General features: G+C 67.5%; 12 protein-coding genes. 5 read left to right on the forward strand and 7 right to left on the reverse strand.

What is annotated here, in order from left to right:
* Positions 1 to 4: 4 nt before the first annotated feature.
* From F4Y45_02405 to F4Y45_02435, 7 genes are all read right to left on the reverse strand, one after another.
* Positions 5 to 490, reverse strand: a complete 486-nt coding sequence (locus F4Y45_02405; GenBank protein ID MXY23359.1) for a nucleoside 2-deoxyribosyltransferase — start codon at positions 488 to 490, stop codon at positions 5 to 7.
* A 73-nt stretch (positions 491 to 563) separates the two neighbouring features.
* Positions 564 to 1,898 (reverse strand): amidohydrolase family protein, encoded by a 1,335-nt coding sequence (locus tag F4Y45_02410; GenBank protein MXY23360.1) that lies wholly within the window; start codon positions 1,896 to 1,898, stop codon positions 564 to 566.
* 14 nt (positions 1,899 to 1,912) lie between these two features.
* Positions 1,913 to 4,660 carry a UPF0182 family protein gene (locus F4Y45_02415; protein MXY23361.1) on the reverse strand — a complete coding sequence of 916 codons (2,748 nt, stop codon included), beginning with the start codon at positions 4,658 to 4,660 and terminating at the stop codon, positions 1,913 to 1,915.
* A gap of 66 nt (positions 4,661 to 4,726) precedes the next feature.
* Complete coding sequence (locus F4Y45_02420) at positions 4,727 to 5,914, reverse strand: FtsX-like permease family protein (GenBank protein MXY23362.1); 1,188 nt, start codon at positions 5,912 to 5,914, stop codon at positions 4,727 to 4,729.
* Between the two features lie 25 nt (positions 5,915 to 5,939).
* Positions 5,940 to 7,091 (reverse strand): ABC transporter permease, encoded by a 1,152-nt coding sequence (locus tag F4Y45_02425; GenBank protein MXY23363.1) that lies wholly within the window; start codon positions 7,089 to 7,091, stop codon positions 5,940 to 5,942.
* Positions 7,088 to 7,783: an ABC transporter ATP-binding protein gene (locus F4Y45_02430; protein ID MXY23364.1), complete on the reverse strand. Its 696-nt coding sequence runs from the start codon at positions 7,781 to 7,783 to the stop codon at positions 7,088 to 7,090. The genes F4Y45_02425 and F4Y45_02430 overlap by 4 nt, the downstream gene beginning before the upstream one ends.
* A gap of 65 nt (positions 7,784 to 7,848) precedes the next feature.
* Positions 7,849 to 9,078 carry an efflux RND transporter periplasmic adaptor subunit gene (locus F4Y45_02435; protein MXY23365.1) on the reverse strand — a complete coding sequence of 410 codons (1,230 nt, stop codon included), beginning with the start codon at positions 9,076 to 9,078 and terminating at the stop codon, positions 7,849 to 7,851.
* Between the two features lie 43 nt (positions 9,079 to 9,121).
* On the opposite strand from F4Y45_02435, the gene F4Y45_02440 reads away from it, so the two are divergent.
* The 5 genes from F4Y45_02440 to F4Y45_02460 all read left to right on the forward strand — a co-directional run bounded on the left by F4Y45_02440 (position 9,122) and on the right by F4Y45_02460 (position 13,939).
* A complete protein-coding gene (locus F4Y45_02440) occupies positions 9,122 to 10,150 on the forward strand; it encodes a hypothetical protein (protein MXY23366.1) in 1,029 nt (342 codons plus the stop codon).
* Between the two features lie 122 nt (positions 10,151 to 10,272).
* Entirely contained in the window at positions 10,273 to 10,782 is a 510-nt protein-coding gene (locus tag F4Y45_02445; GenBank protein MXY23367.1) for a hypothetical protein, read from the forward strand.
* Complete coding sequence (locus tag F4Y45_02450; protein ID MXY23368.1) at positions 10,782 to 11,240, forward strand: hypothetical protein; 459 nt, start codon at positions 10,782 to 10,784, stop codon at positions 11,238 to 11,240. The genes F4Y45_02445 and F4Y45_02450 overlap by 1 nt, the downstream gene beginning before the upstream one ends.
* 24 nt (positions 11,241 to 11,264) lie before the next feature.
* Positions 11,265 to 11,450: a hypothetical protein gene (locus tag F4Y45_02455; GenBank protein MXY23369.1), complete on the forward strand. Its 186-nt coding sequence runs from the start codon at positions 11,265 to 11,267 to the stop codon at positions 11,448 to 11,450.
* 92 nt (positions 11,451 to 11,542) lie between these two features.
* Entirely contained in the window at positions 11,543 to 13,939 is a 2,397-nt protein-coding gene (locus F4Y45_02460) for a heavy metal translocating P-type ATPase (protein ID MXY23370.1), read from the forward strand.
* The last annotated feature ends 11 nt before the right edge of the window (positions 13,940 to 13,950 follow it).

A 13,950-nucleotide genomic window follows, 5' to 3' on the forward strand; every position in this document is an offset into this window, starting at 1 on the left:
TCGTTCAGATCCCCGTCAGCGGTTCTCCCCGGAGCCACCGGACCAGCGCCTTGTCGGGATCGGCAATCTCGTCCAGGGACGTGTACCAGTAGCGTTCCCACCCGGTCTGGGGCATGCCGGTGAAGAGCATCAGGTTGAGGGGGTAGTCCACACTGTCCGTGCAGCGGCGAAAGTCGTCGCGAAAGAGGAATGTGGGCTTTCCCCAGGCAATGGCCAGGCCCAGCTCCACCATCACGCCTTCGTCGGGCGGACAGCCGTTGACCACGGCGAAGATCCCATCCGCATCGCGGACATCACGTACATCGGCCTGACCGATCCGGTACGCCCAACCTGCGCCCTGCGTGTCCGCCTGGCTGTTGCGAGAGAAGGGCTCCCACACCTCGGCGCCCGCCGCGTCCAGCGCGGCAACCAGCGCCTGGAGGGGTCCGGTCTTCAACTGGCCGGAAAAACCGTACGGATTCGCCAGATAGAGCGTCTTTCGCGTGGGCACGTCGTGGGGCTCGCGTGCGGACGCACCCGCCCGGCGTAGTGTCCGGCCGGGTGCGGATCACGTCCAGCCGGCGTCAGTTGCTGGTGCTGCCGGGCACCTCGTTGCCGGCGATCCAGACCGACTCGATGGTCTTGCTGTTCGCGATGTCGACCGACGGGTCCGCGGTGAAGACGACGAAGTCGGCATGATTGCCGGCCCCCAGACGGCCGACGCCCTCGATGCCGAGGCAGTCGGCGGCGACGCTCGTCGAGGCCAGAATCGTCTCCATCGGCGTCATGCCCGACTCCACCATCAACTCCAGCTCACCGTGCTCGAAGTAGCCCTGGAAGCGGGCGGCGGGCCCGGTGTCGGTCCCCATCGCAATCGGAATGCCGGCATCGTGCAGCGTCTTCAGGTTCTCCATCGCCAGCGGCAACTGCGCCTTGTAGGTCTGGGCGCTGGAGCTGTTGCGAACGCCTTCCATGCGCTCCGGTTCCTGAAGCGCGGCCATCACCGTCGGATCCGCGTCCCGCAGGAAGAACGGATCATCGAACCAGTCCGGCCGGTCCTCGTAGACATAGGTCGATACTTCGCGCATCAGCGTCGGGCAATAGCAGACACCGGTTTCCTGCAGCAGGCGGATCATCTCGTCGTCCACCGGGGCATCGCGGATGCTGTGGGCCAGGAAGTCGCTGCCCGCTTCGAGCAGCCCCTTCGAGTCCTCCAGATAGTACATGTGCGACGTCAGCTTCAGGCCGCGGGCGTGGGAAGCGTCGATGACCGCCTTGTACACCTCCGGCGTCATCTTCTGCGAGTTGCCGAGGTTGTCGTCCACACGGATCTTGATGAAGTCGACCCCCATGTCGGCAATCTCGTTCACGATCGCAACCGCCTCCTCCGGGTCGTCGGCGACCACGACGGGTCCGGCGACACGGATCCGCGCATGCGTGAGGCTGGCGTCCTCGCGGTTACGAACGGCGACCCCCTCCGGACCGTCCCCGCCCAGGCTCGCCACCGTGGTCACGCCATAGCGGGCATAGAGGGCCAACTGATCCGCGACGTGTTCCTCGGTGTAGAACGACGGGTCGGCCTCGAGGCCGCGGACGTTGTTCACGTGGCCGTGGGCATTGACCAGTCCCGGGGTGACGGTCCGGCCGCTGAGGTCGACGGTCGTTGCGTCGGCCGGAACCTCGACCGCGTCCGTGGCGCCGACGGCCTCGATCATCCCGTCCCGCACGATCATCGTGCCGTTGTCGATGGCGTCGCCCTCGCCGGTGATCAACTTCGCCCCCGTGAACGCCAGAAGACCCGGCGTCGGTTCCACCATCTCCGGCTCGCCCGGACCGCACGCGGCGGCCAACAGCGCGACGGTGGCGAGGGTCGCCGCCGCGACCGCCACAGGTCGTCCCTGCCGGTGCACTCTGGTCATCTCGTCTCCACTCCTCAGTTCTCGTTCTCCTGGAGTTCCTCGAGGATCTCGCCGAGGCGCTCGATCTCTGCTCCGTAGAGAGCCCAGTTGCCATCGCGCTGGGCCTGCAGGGCCCGCGTATAGTGATCCTGCGCCCGGGTGGCCAGCGCGGTGCCGACGGCCAAGGTGTCGCCGGTCATGGCAGCCGGTATGGAAGCGCCTGCCCCGCCGTCGACGGCGCCCGGATCAACGTCCGGCGCGGCGTCGGTCATCAGCAGATTCGATGTCGGTGGTCCCAGTCCCGGCAGTCCGTCGGTGAACAGCCGATCGAGCGCCTGGTCGAGCGTCTCCTCCATCACGATCTGGTTCTGGTAGGCGACGATTACGCGTGTGAGCTCCGGGATCCGCCCGCCCGAGGCGCGCAGGTAGAGCGGCCGGATGTAGAGCAGCCCCTCCTCGATCGGGATGACCAGCAGCGTCCCCTGTATCACCTCGGAGCCCTGCTGGTTCCACAGCGTGATCTGCGGCGAGATCACTTGGTCCTGATTGATGCGGGCGACGACCTGCGACGGGCCGAAGATCAGCTTCTGCTTCGGGAACTGGAACACCAGCATCCTGCCGTAATTGTCCCCGTCGCTGCGCGCGATCATCCAGGCGGCCAGATTGTTCCTGCCGCGCGGCGTGAAGGGGAGCATCTGAATGAACTCGGCCCGCTCCTCTCCCGGCAGCCGCATGATGGTGTAGTACGGCTCCATCTGCTCGTTGTCGATAACCGGCACTTCCCACTGGTCCTCGCGGTTGTAGAAGACCGCCGGGTTGGTCATGTGGAAGGTGGAGTACATCGCCGTCTGCAGCGAGAAAATACCCTCCGGGTAGCGGATGTGGTCGCGCAGCGACTGCGGCATCGTGTCGAGCGGCTGGAGCCAGCCGGGGAAGATCTTCCCGAGCGTCACGCCAATCGGATCGTCCGGCTCCGCCAGGTAGAACGTGGTGTCGCCGTTGTAGGCGTCGATCACGATCTTCACCGAGTTGCGGATGTAGTTGATGCCGCCCCCTACCGGGCTCGAGTAGGGATAGTCGTCGCTAACGGTGTAGGCATCCCGCATCCAGTACAGCCGGCCGTCGGCGATCACCAGGTACGGGTCGGCGTCGTACCGGAGGAACGGGGCGATGGTGGCCACGCGGTCCGAGATGTTCCGGTGGAAAATGATGCGGCTGTCGGCGTTGAGTTGTCCGCTGACCAGGACCTCGTACGACCGGAAGCGCAGGCTGAAGAGCAACCGTTGGAAGAAGTTCCCGAGCTCGATCCCGCCCGTGCCGTCGTAGCGGGTCGAGACGTTGTCGTCACCCTCCGGGTAATGGAACTCGTCGGTGTTCGTGTTGACCACTACGTAGTCGTTGGACAGCTCACCGAAGTAGATGCTCGGCTGCTCGACGTGGAGGTCGGTCTCCGTTGTCGGCGGCAGGTCCTGAATGAACAGCACCGGCAAGCCCTCCGGCGTCACCTGGTTCACCGGCCCGAGCGCGACGCCGAAGCCATGCGTGTACTGCAGCCGCTCGTTCACCCAGGACCGGTTCGGCAGGCTGTCCGAGTTGAGCTCGCGGCCCGACAGCATCGTCTGCCGGTACTCGCCGTCGATGACGTAGCGGTCGTTGTCGACCGATGCGAACTCGTAGTAGGTCCGGATTTCCTGGATCTGCCCGAACGTGTCGAGCAGCGGCAGATGATCCCAGAGCCGGACGTTGTTGATCGTCTCGGCGTTGTTCGCGATGTCGTCCATCGTAAGCAGGGCGTCGCCGGAGACATCCCGCTCCTCTACGGCGTCCAGATCGAAGGCGGTGCGCGTCGCGGCGATGTTGTGGGTGATGTAGGGCGCTTCCTTCTGTTGCTCGTCCGGCGTCACTACCAGTTGCTGCGTCAGCGCGGCGGCGGCCCCGCCACCGACCCAGACGACCATATAGAGGCCCACCGCAGCCGCGACCGGCCAGGTGGTCGAAGCGAACGCGGCGTAGAGCGCCGCCCCCGCCGCGAGCGCGGAAACCGCCATGAGGATCCGGAAGACTGGAAGACGGACGGTCACGTCGACATACGACGCGCCGTGAACGATGCCGGCCGGAGTCGTCAGCAGGCGCGGCATGTCGAGGTACGCTCCCCAGGCGAACAGAACGAATACCAGCGCGGCCAGCAGCAGCAGGTGCTGCCGCGCGGCCGAGGCGACGCGAAAGCCGGCCTGATCGAGCGAGATCTCACCCGCTACGATGTACGCGCCGGCCGCCCCCGCGACAGCCAGCATCACGATGGACTGTAGGCCGACGCGAAGCAGGTCGAGCATCGGGAGCGTGAAGATGTAGAAACCGGCGTCGCGTCCGAACAGCGGATCGGCATCGCCGAACGGCGTCGCCTCCAGGTACTGCAGGACGGTTATCCAGCGGCTTGACGCCACGCCGGCGACGAAGAGCGAGACCAATGCAGCGATCCCGAGCGCCAGGAAGCCAAGGTGATGCCGTTCCAGGATGATCGGCTGCAGGTCGCCGCCGCCGGTGAAGATGACGAACGGCCGCCGCGCCCGCCGCACCGCGAAGCGGAGGTTGCCGAAGAGGAACGCGAAAGCGACCAGGAACGCGGCGACGCCGACGAGCGCCCGCGCGGTCAGGCTCTTGAGGAACACGCCCTGGTAGTCCACTTCGCCGAACCAGAGCCACTCCGTGTACAGCTCCGCCATCGACGGCAGCAGCACGACCAGCACCAGCACGATGAGCGCGAGCGATAGCTTCAGGCGCACCACCACGAAGGTTAGTTGACCCGGTGCCCGCTTGCAAGGCGCTATTGGAGCGCCCGGCCCGGCGCCTCAGAGTTCGCGGAGCGCGGTCGCCACCGGCAGGCGGGCGGCCCGGATGGCGGGGAAGAGGCCGCCGAAGAAGCCCATGACCACGGCGATGACGATCCCCTGAACCGCCAGCGAGGGCGTGACCAGGAAGGAAAACGCCACCTGGCTGAACGTCTGGAAGTTGAGCGTCGCGGTCTGATAGCCGTTGAAGGCCAGGTAGGCGAGCGAGCCGCCGATCACTCCGCCCGTCACGCTCAGCAGTAGCGACTCCAGCATCACCGAGATGACGACGGGCAGGCCTGAGAACCCTAGCGCCCGCAGCGTCGCGATCTCGCGGGTCCTCGTCGCGACCGCGTTGTACATCGTGTTGATCGCTCCGAAGACGGCGCCGATGCCCATGAGGATGGCGATGACGGTGCCGACGCCCCGGATTATGCCGGTCATCAGCTCGGACTGCCCCGCGTAGTAGTCGGTCTCGCGTTCCACCATCACGTCCAGGCGCGGGTCGGTGGTCAGCGCATCGCGAAAAGTGTCGACCGTGTCGGCCGATTCGAGCTTCGCAAAGACCGACTGCACGCTGTCGCCACGCCGATACGCCGGACCCAGGACGCGGGCATCGCACCAGATCTCCGATTCCGCGATGGTTCCGTCCGCCTCGAAGACCCCGACCACCTCCCAGGCGCTCTCGCCCCAGCGCTGCGTCGATCCCAGGTCCAGGCCGGCGAACTGCAGGGTGGCGCTCCGGCCGACGATGATCTCGTTCGTGCCGGGACGGAAGGCGCGCCCCTCGACGATCCGCAACTCGTCCCGGATGGCGAACGCGGCGGGCTCGACCCCGCGCAGCGGCACGTTCGCCACGGTTCCGGTGGTCCGTTTCGGGACGTCGACAACGACGAACAGTTCCGCGGACGCCACGGGCCCGCCGTCGTCCCGTCGCACCCCGGCGGCGTCACTCACAATCCGGGCGCTCTCCAGGTCGAGCACGCTGCTCAACTCCGTGTCGCTGCCGCCCCGCATCACGATGACGGTGTCGGGAGAGCCGGCGCCGACCATGGCGGCGCGGAACCCTTCGGCGATCGAGAGCACGGCGACGAAGACAATCACCACGCCGGTTACGCCGATGACGGCGACGGCGGAAGATCCGGCCCGCTCCGGAATCGTGCGGAACGTGAGGCCCGTGACGGCGAAGATCTGGGTCAGAAAGCGCATCGTGTCCGCTTTCGCTGGCGGCCGTTCATACCTTTCGGAGAGCGTTGACGATCCGCAGGCGCGTGGCCTGCACGCCGGGAAGTATGCCAGTCAGAAGGCCCAGCCCCGCCGCCAGCGCGATGCCGAGCACCCAGTCGCCCGGCGGGACGTGGAACCCCTGCAGGAAGCCGCCGGTCGGATCGCCCGCGCGGATGAACAGATACCCGATTCCGAGCCCCACGCCGCTGCCCGCCGCCACGAGCGCGAACGATTCCAGCAGCACGAGCATCAGGACCTTCCGATCGGTGAATCCGAGCGTCTTCAATACCGCCAGCTCGCTCGTCCGTTCCCGGACCGCCTGCGCCATCGTGTTGCCGGCGATGACCAGGATCGTGAAGAAGACGGCGGCAAGGACGGCTGAAATGATGGCGCCGATGTTGCCCGCCTGATTGGCGAAGGCCTGCGCGAACGCCGATTCGGTGGAGGTCTTCGTTTCGGCCGGCGAGTTGGCGAAGCGGGCATCCACCGCGGCCGCGATCGCGTCCGCCGCGTCCGGGTCTTCCACCCGGATGACGTACTGGCCGACGAACCGTTCCCCGAGCGAGTTTGCTTCGGCGAGGTACTCGTAGTGGAAGTACAGGATCTGCGTGTCGAAACCTTCCTCGCCGGGCTCGAAGATGCCGTCGATCGTGAACTCCCACGGCGCGTCATTGGCGGTTCGGAAGATCGTCCCCTGCAGCGGGATCCGGTCACCCACCTCCCAGCCGAACCGATCGGCGAGACTACGCCCGACGATGGCGCCGGTCCGGTTTCGGAACCAGGCATCGCGTTCGCCGTCCGTCAGGACGATCTCCGGGTACAGGCGAAGGTAGCTCTCGGGATCGACGGCGAACTGGGGGAAGAAGTTACGCGGATCCTGGTAGATGCCGCCGAACCACTGCGAGAAACTGAGGTCCGCGACGCCGTCGACGGAGGCAATCCGCCCCAGGTAGCTCTCGGGGAGCGGCTGAATAAGCGACACCTTGTGACTCACCAGCAGACGGTCGGCGCCCGCGACGCTGACGCCCATGCTGAACGATTGCCGCACCGCCATCAGGTATGCGAAGAGGATGAAGGCGACGGCGATCGACGCGACGGTAAAGAAGGTACGCGTCTTCCGCCGAAAGAGGTTCTTCCAGACGAACGGCAGGTACTTCATGCGACCGGCTCCGTCGAGAGCGTTCCCTTGTTCAGGTGGAGTGTTCGCCGCGCGCGGGCGGCGGCGTGCGCGTCGTGCGTCACCATGACGATGGTCTTGCCGTGCTCGCGATTCAGGGCGTCGAGCAGGTCGAGAATCTCGTCGCCCGACTTCCGGTCAAGGTCGCCGGTGGGTTCGTCGCAGAGCAGCAGCGTCGGGTCGGTGACGATGGCGCGCGCGATGCCCACGCGCTGTTCCTGTCCCCCGGAAAGCTGACGGGGATAGTGCTTCGCCCGGTCCGAGAGGCCGACCACGTCGAGCGCCGTAGCCACGTGCTTCCGGCGTTCGGATCGCGAGAGCGGCGTCAGCAGCAGCGGCAGCTCGACGTTGCGTTCCGCGGTCAGTACGGGCAGCAGGTTATAGAGCTGGAAGACGAAGCCGATGTGCCGGGCGCGCCAGTGGGCGAGGTTGCCGCCCGACATGCGGTCGATCCGGTCGCCCCCGACGGTGATCGAGCCGTCGGTCGGCCGGTCGAGGCCGCCCAGCAGGTTGAGCAGCGTCGTCTTCCCGGAACCGGAAGGCCCCATCAGGGCCAGGTAATCCCCCTGCGGCATGTCGAGGGTCAGCCCCTTGAGCACGTCAATCCGCTCCGAGCCTCGCCGGAACTCCTTGTGCAGGTTCAGCACGTCGACCAGTGATCCGTTCTCGCTCATGCTCGTTTCCGTGGGGCCGCGAGACGCCCGGACCGGCCGGCTCCTTCCGGCGGCGGCGCGGCCGACTAGTTTGCCAGGACCCGGTCCCCGTCGACCAGTGCCGGCGGCGGTTCCACCACGACCTGATCGCTCAATGTCACCCCAGACAGCACCTCGATATCCGCTCCATCCTCGATCCCGAGCGTCACCGCCCGCCGCTCCACCGTATCGCCCCGGAGGAGGAAGATCGCCGTCGTCTCTCCCTCGTTCCGCACCGCATTCGCCGGTATCCAGAGCCGCGGTTCCGCATCCGGGTCCGCATCAGCCACCGCAGCCGGCTCTCCCGCCTCCAGAAACGCCACGTTCACGCCCATGTCGGGCAGGATGCGCGGATCGCCCAGTTCATCGAACGCAATTCGCACGAGCACGGTCGCCCGCTGCCGGTCGGCGGCCGGTATTGTCGTGATGACCGACGCCGGGATGTCCCAGTCCGGGTAGGCGTCGAGGTTCGCCACCACCCGCTGTTCCGGCTCGACGCGGCCGATGTAGCTCTCGTTTACGTCCACTTCGATCTCCAGCGAGGACATGTCGACCAGCGTGCAGATACCGGTCCTTGTGAAGCCGCCCCCGGCGCTCACGGGAGAAATCATCTCTCCCGGCTGCGCGTCCTTCGATATCGCGACTCCGCTGAACGGCGCCCGGATCACCATGTCGTCGATCGCGGTCCTCTGCAGGTGGATTTGACGTTCCGCAACTATGATCTGTTCCCGCTGATTGGCGATCCGCGCGCGCAGGGAATCCGCTTCCGCCCTGGCGGTATCGAACTCGGCCCGGCCGACAATCCCTTCCTCAAGCAGCCGCTCCTGCCGTTCGAGGTCGAGGATCGCCTCGTTGTAACGGACTTCCATTTCGGCCAGCGCGCCCCTTTGGGCCTGTAGTTGCGCCTCGGTCAGCGCTAGTCGTGCCCGTTCCGTCGAGTCATCCAGGCGCGCGAGAACCTGCCCCTCGCGCACCTCCATACCCTCTTCCACCAGCACTTCGGTGATCCGTCCCGTCACCTTCGAGGAAACCGTGGACTGCAGCCTCGCCGTCACGTAGCCCGACGCATTTAGCACGGTGGGCTGCTGATCGCCCGCGACAGTCTGCCGCACCGCCGCCGTCCGAACGGTTGGAACCTGGGACGCGTCCCACCACCGCCATGCCGCGAGCCCGCCGGCGCCGGTGATGGCGATCACTCCGATCACCCCCATCAAGGGAGCGATCCACGTGTAGCGGCGGCGGGACCGGTCGATCTTCAGTTCGTCCAGCGAAGCCATTGGAGCCTTCCCCGCATCGTATCAGACCGTCCGGGATCGGCTTATGGCGGCAGGGGGTGACGACGGGGACATAATGGGGGCCATGCCCACGCGACGGGCCGGAACAATAGTCTACAAGCGCGATCTATCGTCCATTCTCACGATATTTCGTGTCGTCCCCGAGGTGGGGTACGCCTTTCCGCCGTCGGTTGCGGGCCAGTACATCGCGCTGGGGCGTGACGATGCCCCGCTCACGAAGCGGGACGGCGAGTGGCCGGACGGACGGCCGAGGTACGTCGAGGACACCGACGACACGGGGGCGGTGCGGACCGGGCGTGTGGTCCGCCCGTACACGATAGCGTCCGCGCCCTGGGAGCAGGAGGCCTATGGCTACCTGGAATTCTACGTCGTTCTCGAGCTCAGCCGCGGGGGACTGTCGGGGCGGCTGAGTTCCGTCCTGCTTCGGATGGATACGGACAACGACCGGCAACTGACGTATGTCGAACGGATCGTCGGCACGTTTACGCTGGCGGAACGGGCCGGCGGCTATGACCACGTGGTCATGGTCGGGTCGGGAACCGGTTTGGCGCCGTTCATCTCCATGGTGAAGCAGTTGCACAACGATGCCGTGACCGGGCGTCGCGACGACCGGCGCTTCACACTGATCCACGCCAACCGGACGCATGAGGAACTGGCGTACCATGCGGAACTGCTCGAAATCGAACGGGCGCATGCCCTCGACTTCGTCTATCTTCCGACGGTCAGCCGGCCGACGGACCGCGACCGGGCCGCGGGCCTCGTGGGCGTTGGCCGGGGGAACAACGTGCTCCGCAGTGTCCTTGGGCTGCCGGCCGCGGAGGAGGCGGCCCTCGCTGCGGCGCGCGCGGCAGGAAGCGGAATCGACCAGGCCGAGCATGCCCTGGAGCGCTCCGTGCGGCCCCGATTGCCCCGGCACCTGACGCTGGAGACGGTGCGCTCCCGGATGCCGCCCGGCCGCACGATGCTGCTCACCTGCGGCAACGCCCGGGCAATGGCGGATATCGAGGTGGCGGCTCGGGAGGCGGGCCTCGACACGGACAAGGAAGAGTGGTGACCCCGCGCCCCGTTGCACGCTGACCGAGCGTACCGGCATAGGCGTCGGCGCACCTGCGCTCGGCGGCCGATCTGGACAAACGCCGGTTAGTTGAGTTAGGAAGGAAGTACCCGCCCGGCTCCATGTCGAGAAAGTACCGCCAGCGCGGTTATCAGGAAGACGAACGCGATCGGCCGGAGCACGTCTTCGATCGGGAACGCCGCCCGAAGGGAGATGGCCGCCCGCGTCGCGGATACGGTTCGCGCGAGCCGCGCACGATGAACATGCCCGCCTTCCGGGAAGTGATGAAGTGCGACCGGTGCGGGCAGGCGATCGACTCCGCTTTCATCCGGTTCGATACCCAGTGTGAGGGATGTGGCGCCGACCTTCACAGTTGCGCGCAATGCACCTGGTTCGATACGAGTCAGACGCTGGAGTGCGCCCAGCCCATCACGAAGCGCGTATCGCCCAAGGATGCGCGGAACGACTGCACGTTCTTCGAAGCGCGGGTCACTGTAGAAAGGGAAACCCATTCCCGCGCGGCGCCGGCGCCGACCGTGCCGGACGAAGATGCGCCACAGTCGGTTTCCCCGGACGAGCCGTCGCCTGACGCGGCCAGCGCCCGGCAGGCGTTCGACGATTTATTCAAGTAATGGACTTCGCCGGCGCGTCCCGTCTGGAGTCCCGTCTGGCGGCACTCGACTCGCCGGTGCGGCTGGTCTTCTTCACGCAGACGTTCGGTTGTGACAGTTGCCTGATGGCGCGGCAGATCGTCGACCGAATTGTCGCGGCGTCCGATCAGTTGACGGTCGTCGAGCACAACCTCGTGCTCGACAAGGACGAAGCGGCGAGATACGGCGTGGACCGGGCGCCCGCCCTTGCGGTCGTCGGCGGCGATGACGATGGCGGTGCGGGCGACGTGGGCTTTCGCTACTACGGCGTGCCCGCCGGTTTCGAAATGGAGTCCATCGTCGAGGCGATCGAACTGGTCGCCGCCGGGGGCGCGGCGGCCGTGGCGGCCGGGAAGTCGGCCCTCAGCGACGAGACCCTCGATACCGTCGATGCGCTCGACCGGGATGTCAATCTGCGCGTCTTCGTGACGCCCACCTGACGGTTCTGTCCCCAGGCGGTCAGCCTGGCCCTGCGTCTTGCGGCCGCGAGCCCGCGCATCACCGCCTCGGTGATCCAGGCGACCGAGTTCCCTGACCTCGCCCAACGGTACCGCGTCACCGGCGTGCCGAAGACGGTGGTGGACGACGCGATCGAGATAGTCGGCGCCCTCCCCGAAGCGGAGTTCGTGGCGCAGGCTCTCGGCGATTAGCAGCCTGTGGTGAAGCCCCGCGTCACACCGAGAATGTAGCGGAGGTTTCACCACGGGCCGTTGAGTCCGGCCACTGCGGCTATCATCAATTCATGTCCGTCGCTACCCGCGACCCGGTCTGCGGCATGACCGTGGATCCGGAGCAGTCCCGCTTCTCGTTCGACTACGGCGGCACGACGTATCACTTTTGTTGCGGCGGCTGCCACGCCGCTTTCCAGCAGGATCCCGAGGCCTTCCTGAAGGCTTCCGGCGGTGCCGCAACCGTCCCCATGATGCATGGCCACCACGCCGCGCCGACCGAAGAGGCCGCGCGCCCGGACCGGCCATCGCCGGCCGCCCATGGTGTTCCGACGGCGGCCGGTAGTTCGCCCGTCCCTGCGGGCGCCGTGTACGTCTGCCCGATGTGCCCGGACGTCCGCGAGACGGAACCCGTGCCGTGCCCCAACTGCGGCATGGCGCTCCAACCGCTCGGGGCGACGCCGGACGAGGGGCCGAATGTCGAACTGATCGACATGACGCGCCGCTTCTGGATTGCGGCGGCGATCGGATTCCCGGTGTTCGCGCTGGCGATGACGGAGATGGTGGCGGGCGCCGGCGGACTGCCGATCTCGCGGGCGGTTTCCAACTGGCTGCAGCTTGCCTGCGCGGCGCCGGTCGTCCTGTGGGCGGGCCGTCCCTTCTTCGAGCGCGCCTGGACATCGCTGGTGAACCGCAGTCCGAACATGTTCACGCTGATCGCCCTGGGAGTGGGCGCCGCGTTCGTCTACAGCGCCGCCGCCACGATTGCCCCCGGCGCTTTCCCCGACGGCTTCCGGATGAACGGCGGGGTCGAGCCGTACTTCGACACCGCGGTGGTGATCGTGGTTCTCGTCCTGCTGGGCCAGGTGCTTGAGCTGCGCGCGCGTCACCGGACCGGCGGAGCGCTGCGGGCGCTGCTCGACCTTGCGCCGCCGATGGCGCGCCGCGTGACGGCGGCAGGTGAAGCGGACGTGCCGCTTGCGGACGTCCAGGTGGGCGACATCCTGCGCGTGCGGCCGGGTGATCGGATCCCGGTGGATGGCGTCGTGACCGAGGGGCGCAGTGCGGTCGATGAATCGATGGTCAGCGGCGAACCGATTCCCATCGAGAAGGAGGCCGGATCGCCGGTCGTGGGCGCCACGGTGAATGGCGCCGGCGGTCTCCTGATGCGGGCCGAGCGGGTCGGCTGCGACACCCTGCTGGCGCGAATCGTCCAGATGGTGTCCGACGCCCAGCGCAGCCGCGCACCCATTCAGCGGGTCGCGGACCAGGTGGCGAGCGTCTTCGTTCCGGCGGTCGTGTCGGTCGCCGTTGTCGCCTTCATCGCCTGGTCCCTCGTCGGGCCGGAACCGCGCCTTGCCCTCGCGCTGCTGAGCGCCGTCGCCGTCCTGATCATCGCGTGCCCCTGTGCGCTCGGCCTCGCCACGCCGATGGCAATCATGGTCGGCACGGGCCGCGGAGCCACCGCCGGCGTGTTGATCCGGGACGCCGAGGCGCTCGAGACGCTTGCGCGCGTCGACACCCTGATCGTCGACAAGACGGGCACGCTGACGGAGGGACGGCCGCGTGTCGGGACGGTCTCGGGTCCACTGGAGGAGGACGAGCTGCTGCGTCTGGCGGCGGGTCTGGAGCGGGCGAGCGAGCATCCCCTCGCGGCGGCCATCGTCGAGGCGGCGGAACAGCGGGGCGCCGTTGCGGCGGCGGCCGAGGAATTCGAGTACCGGCCGGGGCAGGGGGTTGCCGGGCGCGTCGAGGGCAGGCCGGTAGTAATCGGGGCAGCGACGTTCCTGGCGGAACGCGGCGTGGAGGCTGCCGCGCTGGCCGAGGATGCGGAGCGGGCGCGTGAGCGTGGCGAAACCGTCGTGTTCGTGGCGCTCAACGGTGAGGCGGCAGGGATCATCGGGGTGGTCGATCCGGTCAGGGAGGCCGCGGCCGAGGCGGTGGGCCTGTTGCGGGCGGAGGGCATCCGCGTCGTGATGGCGACGGGAGACAATCGCGTGACGGCAGGCGCGGTGGCGGCACGGGTCGGCATCGGACGCGACGATATCCATGCCGACGCGCTGCCCTCGGACAAGCAGCGGATCGTGTCGGAAGAACTGGCGGCGGGGCGGATCGTCGCGATGGCGGGGGACGGAATCAACGACGCACCGGCGCTGGCCGCGGCGTCAGTCGGGATCGCGATGGGCACCGGCACCGATATCGCCATGGAGAGCGCGGGGGTGACGCTCGTGCGCGGCGACCTACGGGGCATCGTGAGGGCGCGTCGCCTGAGCCGGGCGACGATGCGCAATATCCGGCAGAACCTGTTCCTCGCCTTCGTCTACAACGGCGTTGGCGTGCCGGTGGCGGCGGGCGTGCTCTATCCGGTGATCGGCCTTCTCATCAGCCCGATCTGGGCGAGCGCGGCGATGACGTTGAGCTCGCTCTCGGTGATTGGGAACGCGTTGCGTCTCCGGCGCGCCGCCTTGTAGGGCGGGCGTGA

Source organism: Acidobacteriota bacterium (assembly GCA_009838525.1).
Taxonomy (GTDB): domain Bacteria; phylum Acidobacteriota; class Vicinamibacteria; order Vicinamibacterales; family UBA8438; genus VXRJ01.

What these genes read in the sequence shown, in the direction of transcription:
- F4Y45_02445 (MXY23367.1), top strand. Translation starts at nt 10,273, where the DNA reads ATGTCGAGAAAGTACCGCCAGCGCGGTTATCAGGAAGACGAACGCGAT.
- F4Y45_02425 (MXY23363.1), bottom strand. Translation starts at nt 7,091, where the DNA reads ATGAAGTACCTGCCGTTCGTCTGGAAGAACCTCTTTCGGCGGAAGACG.
- F4Y45_02420 (MXY23362.1), bottom strand. Translation starts at nt 5,914, where the DNA reads ATGCGCTTTCTGACCCAGATCTTCGCCGTCACGGGCCTCACGTTCCGC.
- F4Y45_02460 (MXY23370.1), top strand. Translation starts at nt 11,543, where the DNA reads ATGTCCGTCGCTACCCGCGACCCGGTCTGCGGCATGACCGTGGATCCG.
- F4Y45_02435 (MXY23365.1), bottom strand. Translation starts at nt 9,078, where the DNA reads ATGGCTTCGCTGGACGAACTGAAGATCGACCGGTCCCGCCGCCGCTAC.
- F4Y45_02410 (MXY23360.1), bottom strand. Translation starts at nt 1,898, where the DNA reads ATGACCAGAGTGCACCGGCAGGGACGACCTGTGGCGGTCGCGGCGGCG.
- F4Y45_02450 (MXY23368.1), top strand. Translation starts at nt 10,782, where the DNA reads ATGGACTTCGCCGGCGCGTCCCGTCTGGAGTCCCGTCTGGCGGCACTC.
- F4Y45_02440 (MXY23366.1), top strand. Translation starts at nt 9,122, where the DNA reads ATGGCGGCAGGGGGTGACGACGGGGACATAATGGGGGCCATGCCCACG.
- F4Y45_02430 (MXY23364.1), bottom strand. Translation starts at nt 7,783, where the DNA reads ATGAGCGAGAACGGATCACTGGTCGACGTGCTGAACCTGCACAAGGAG.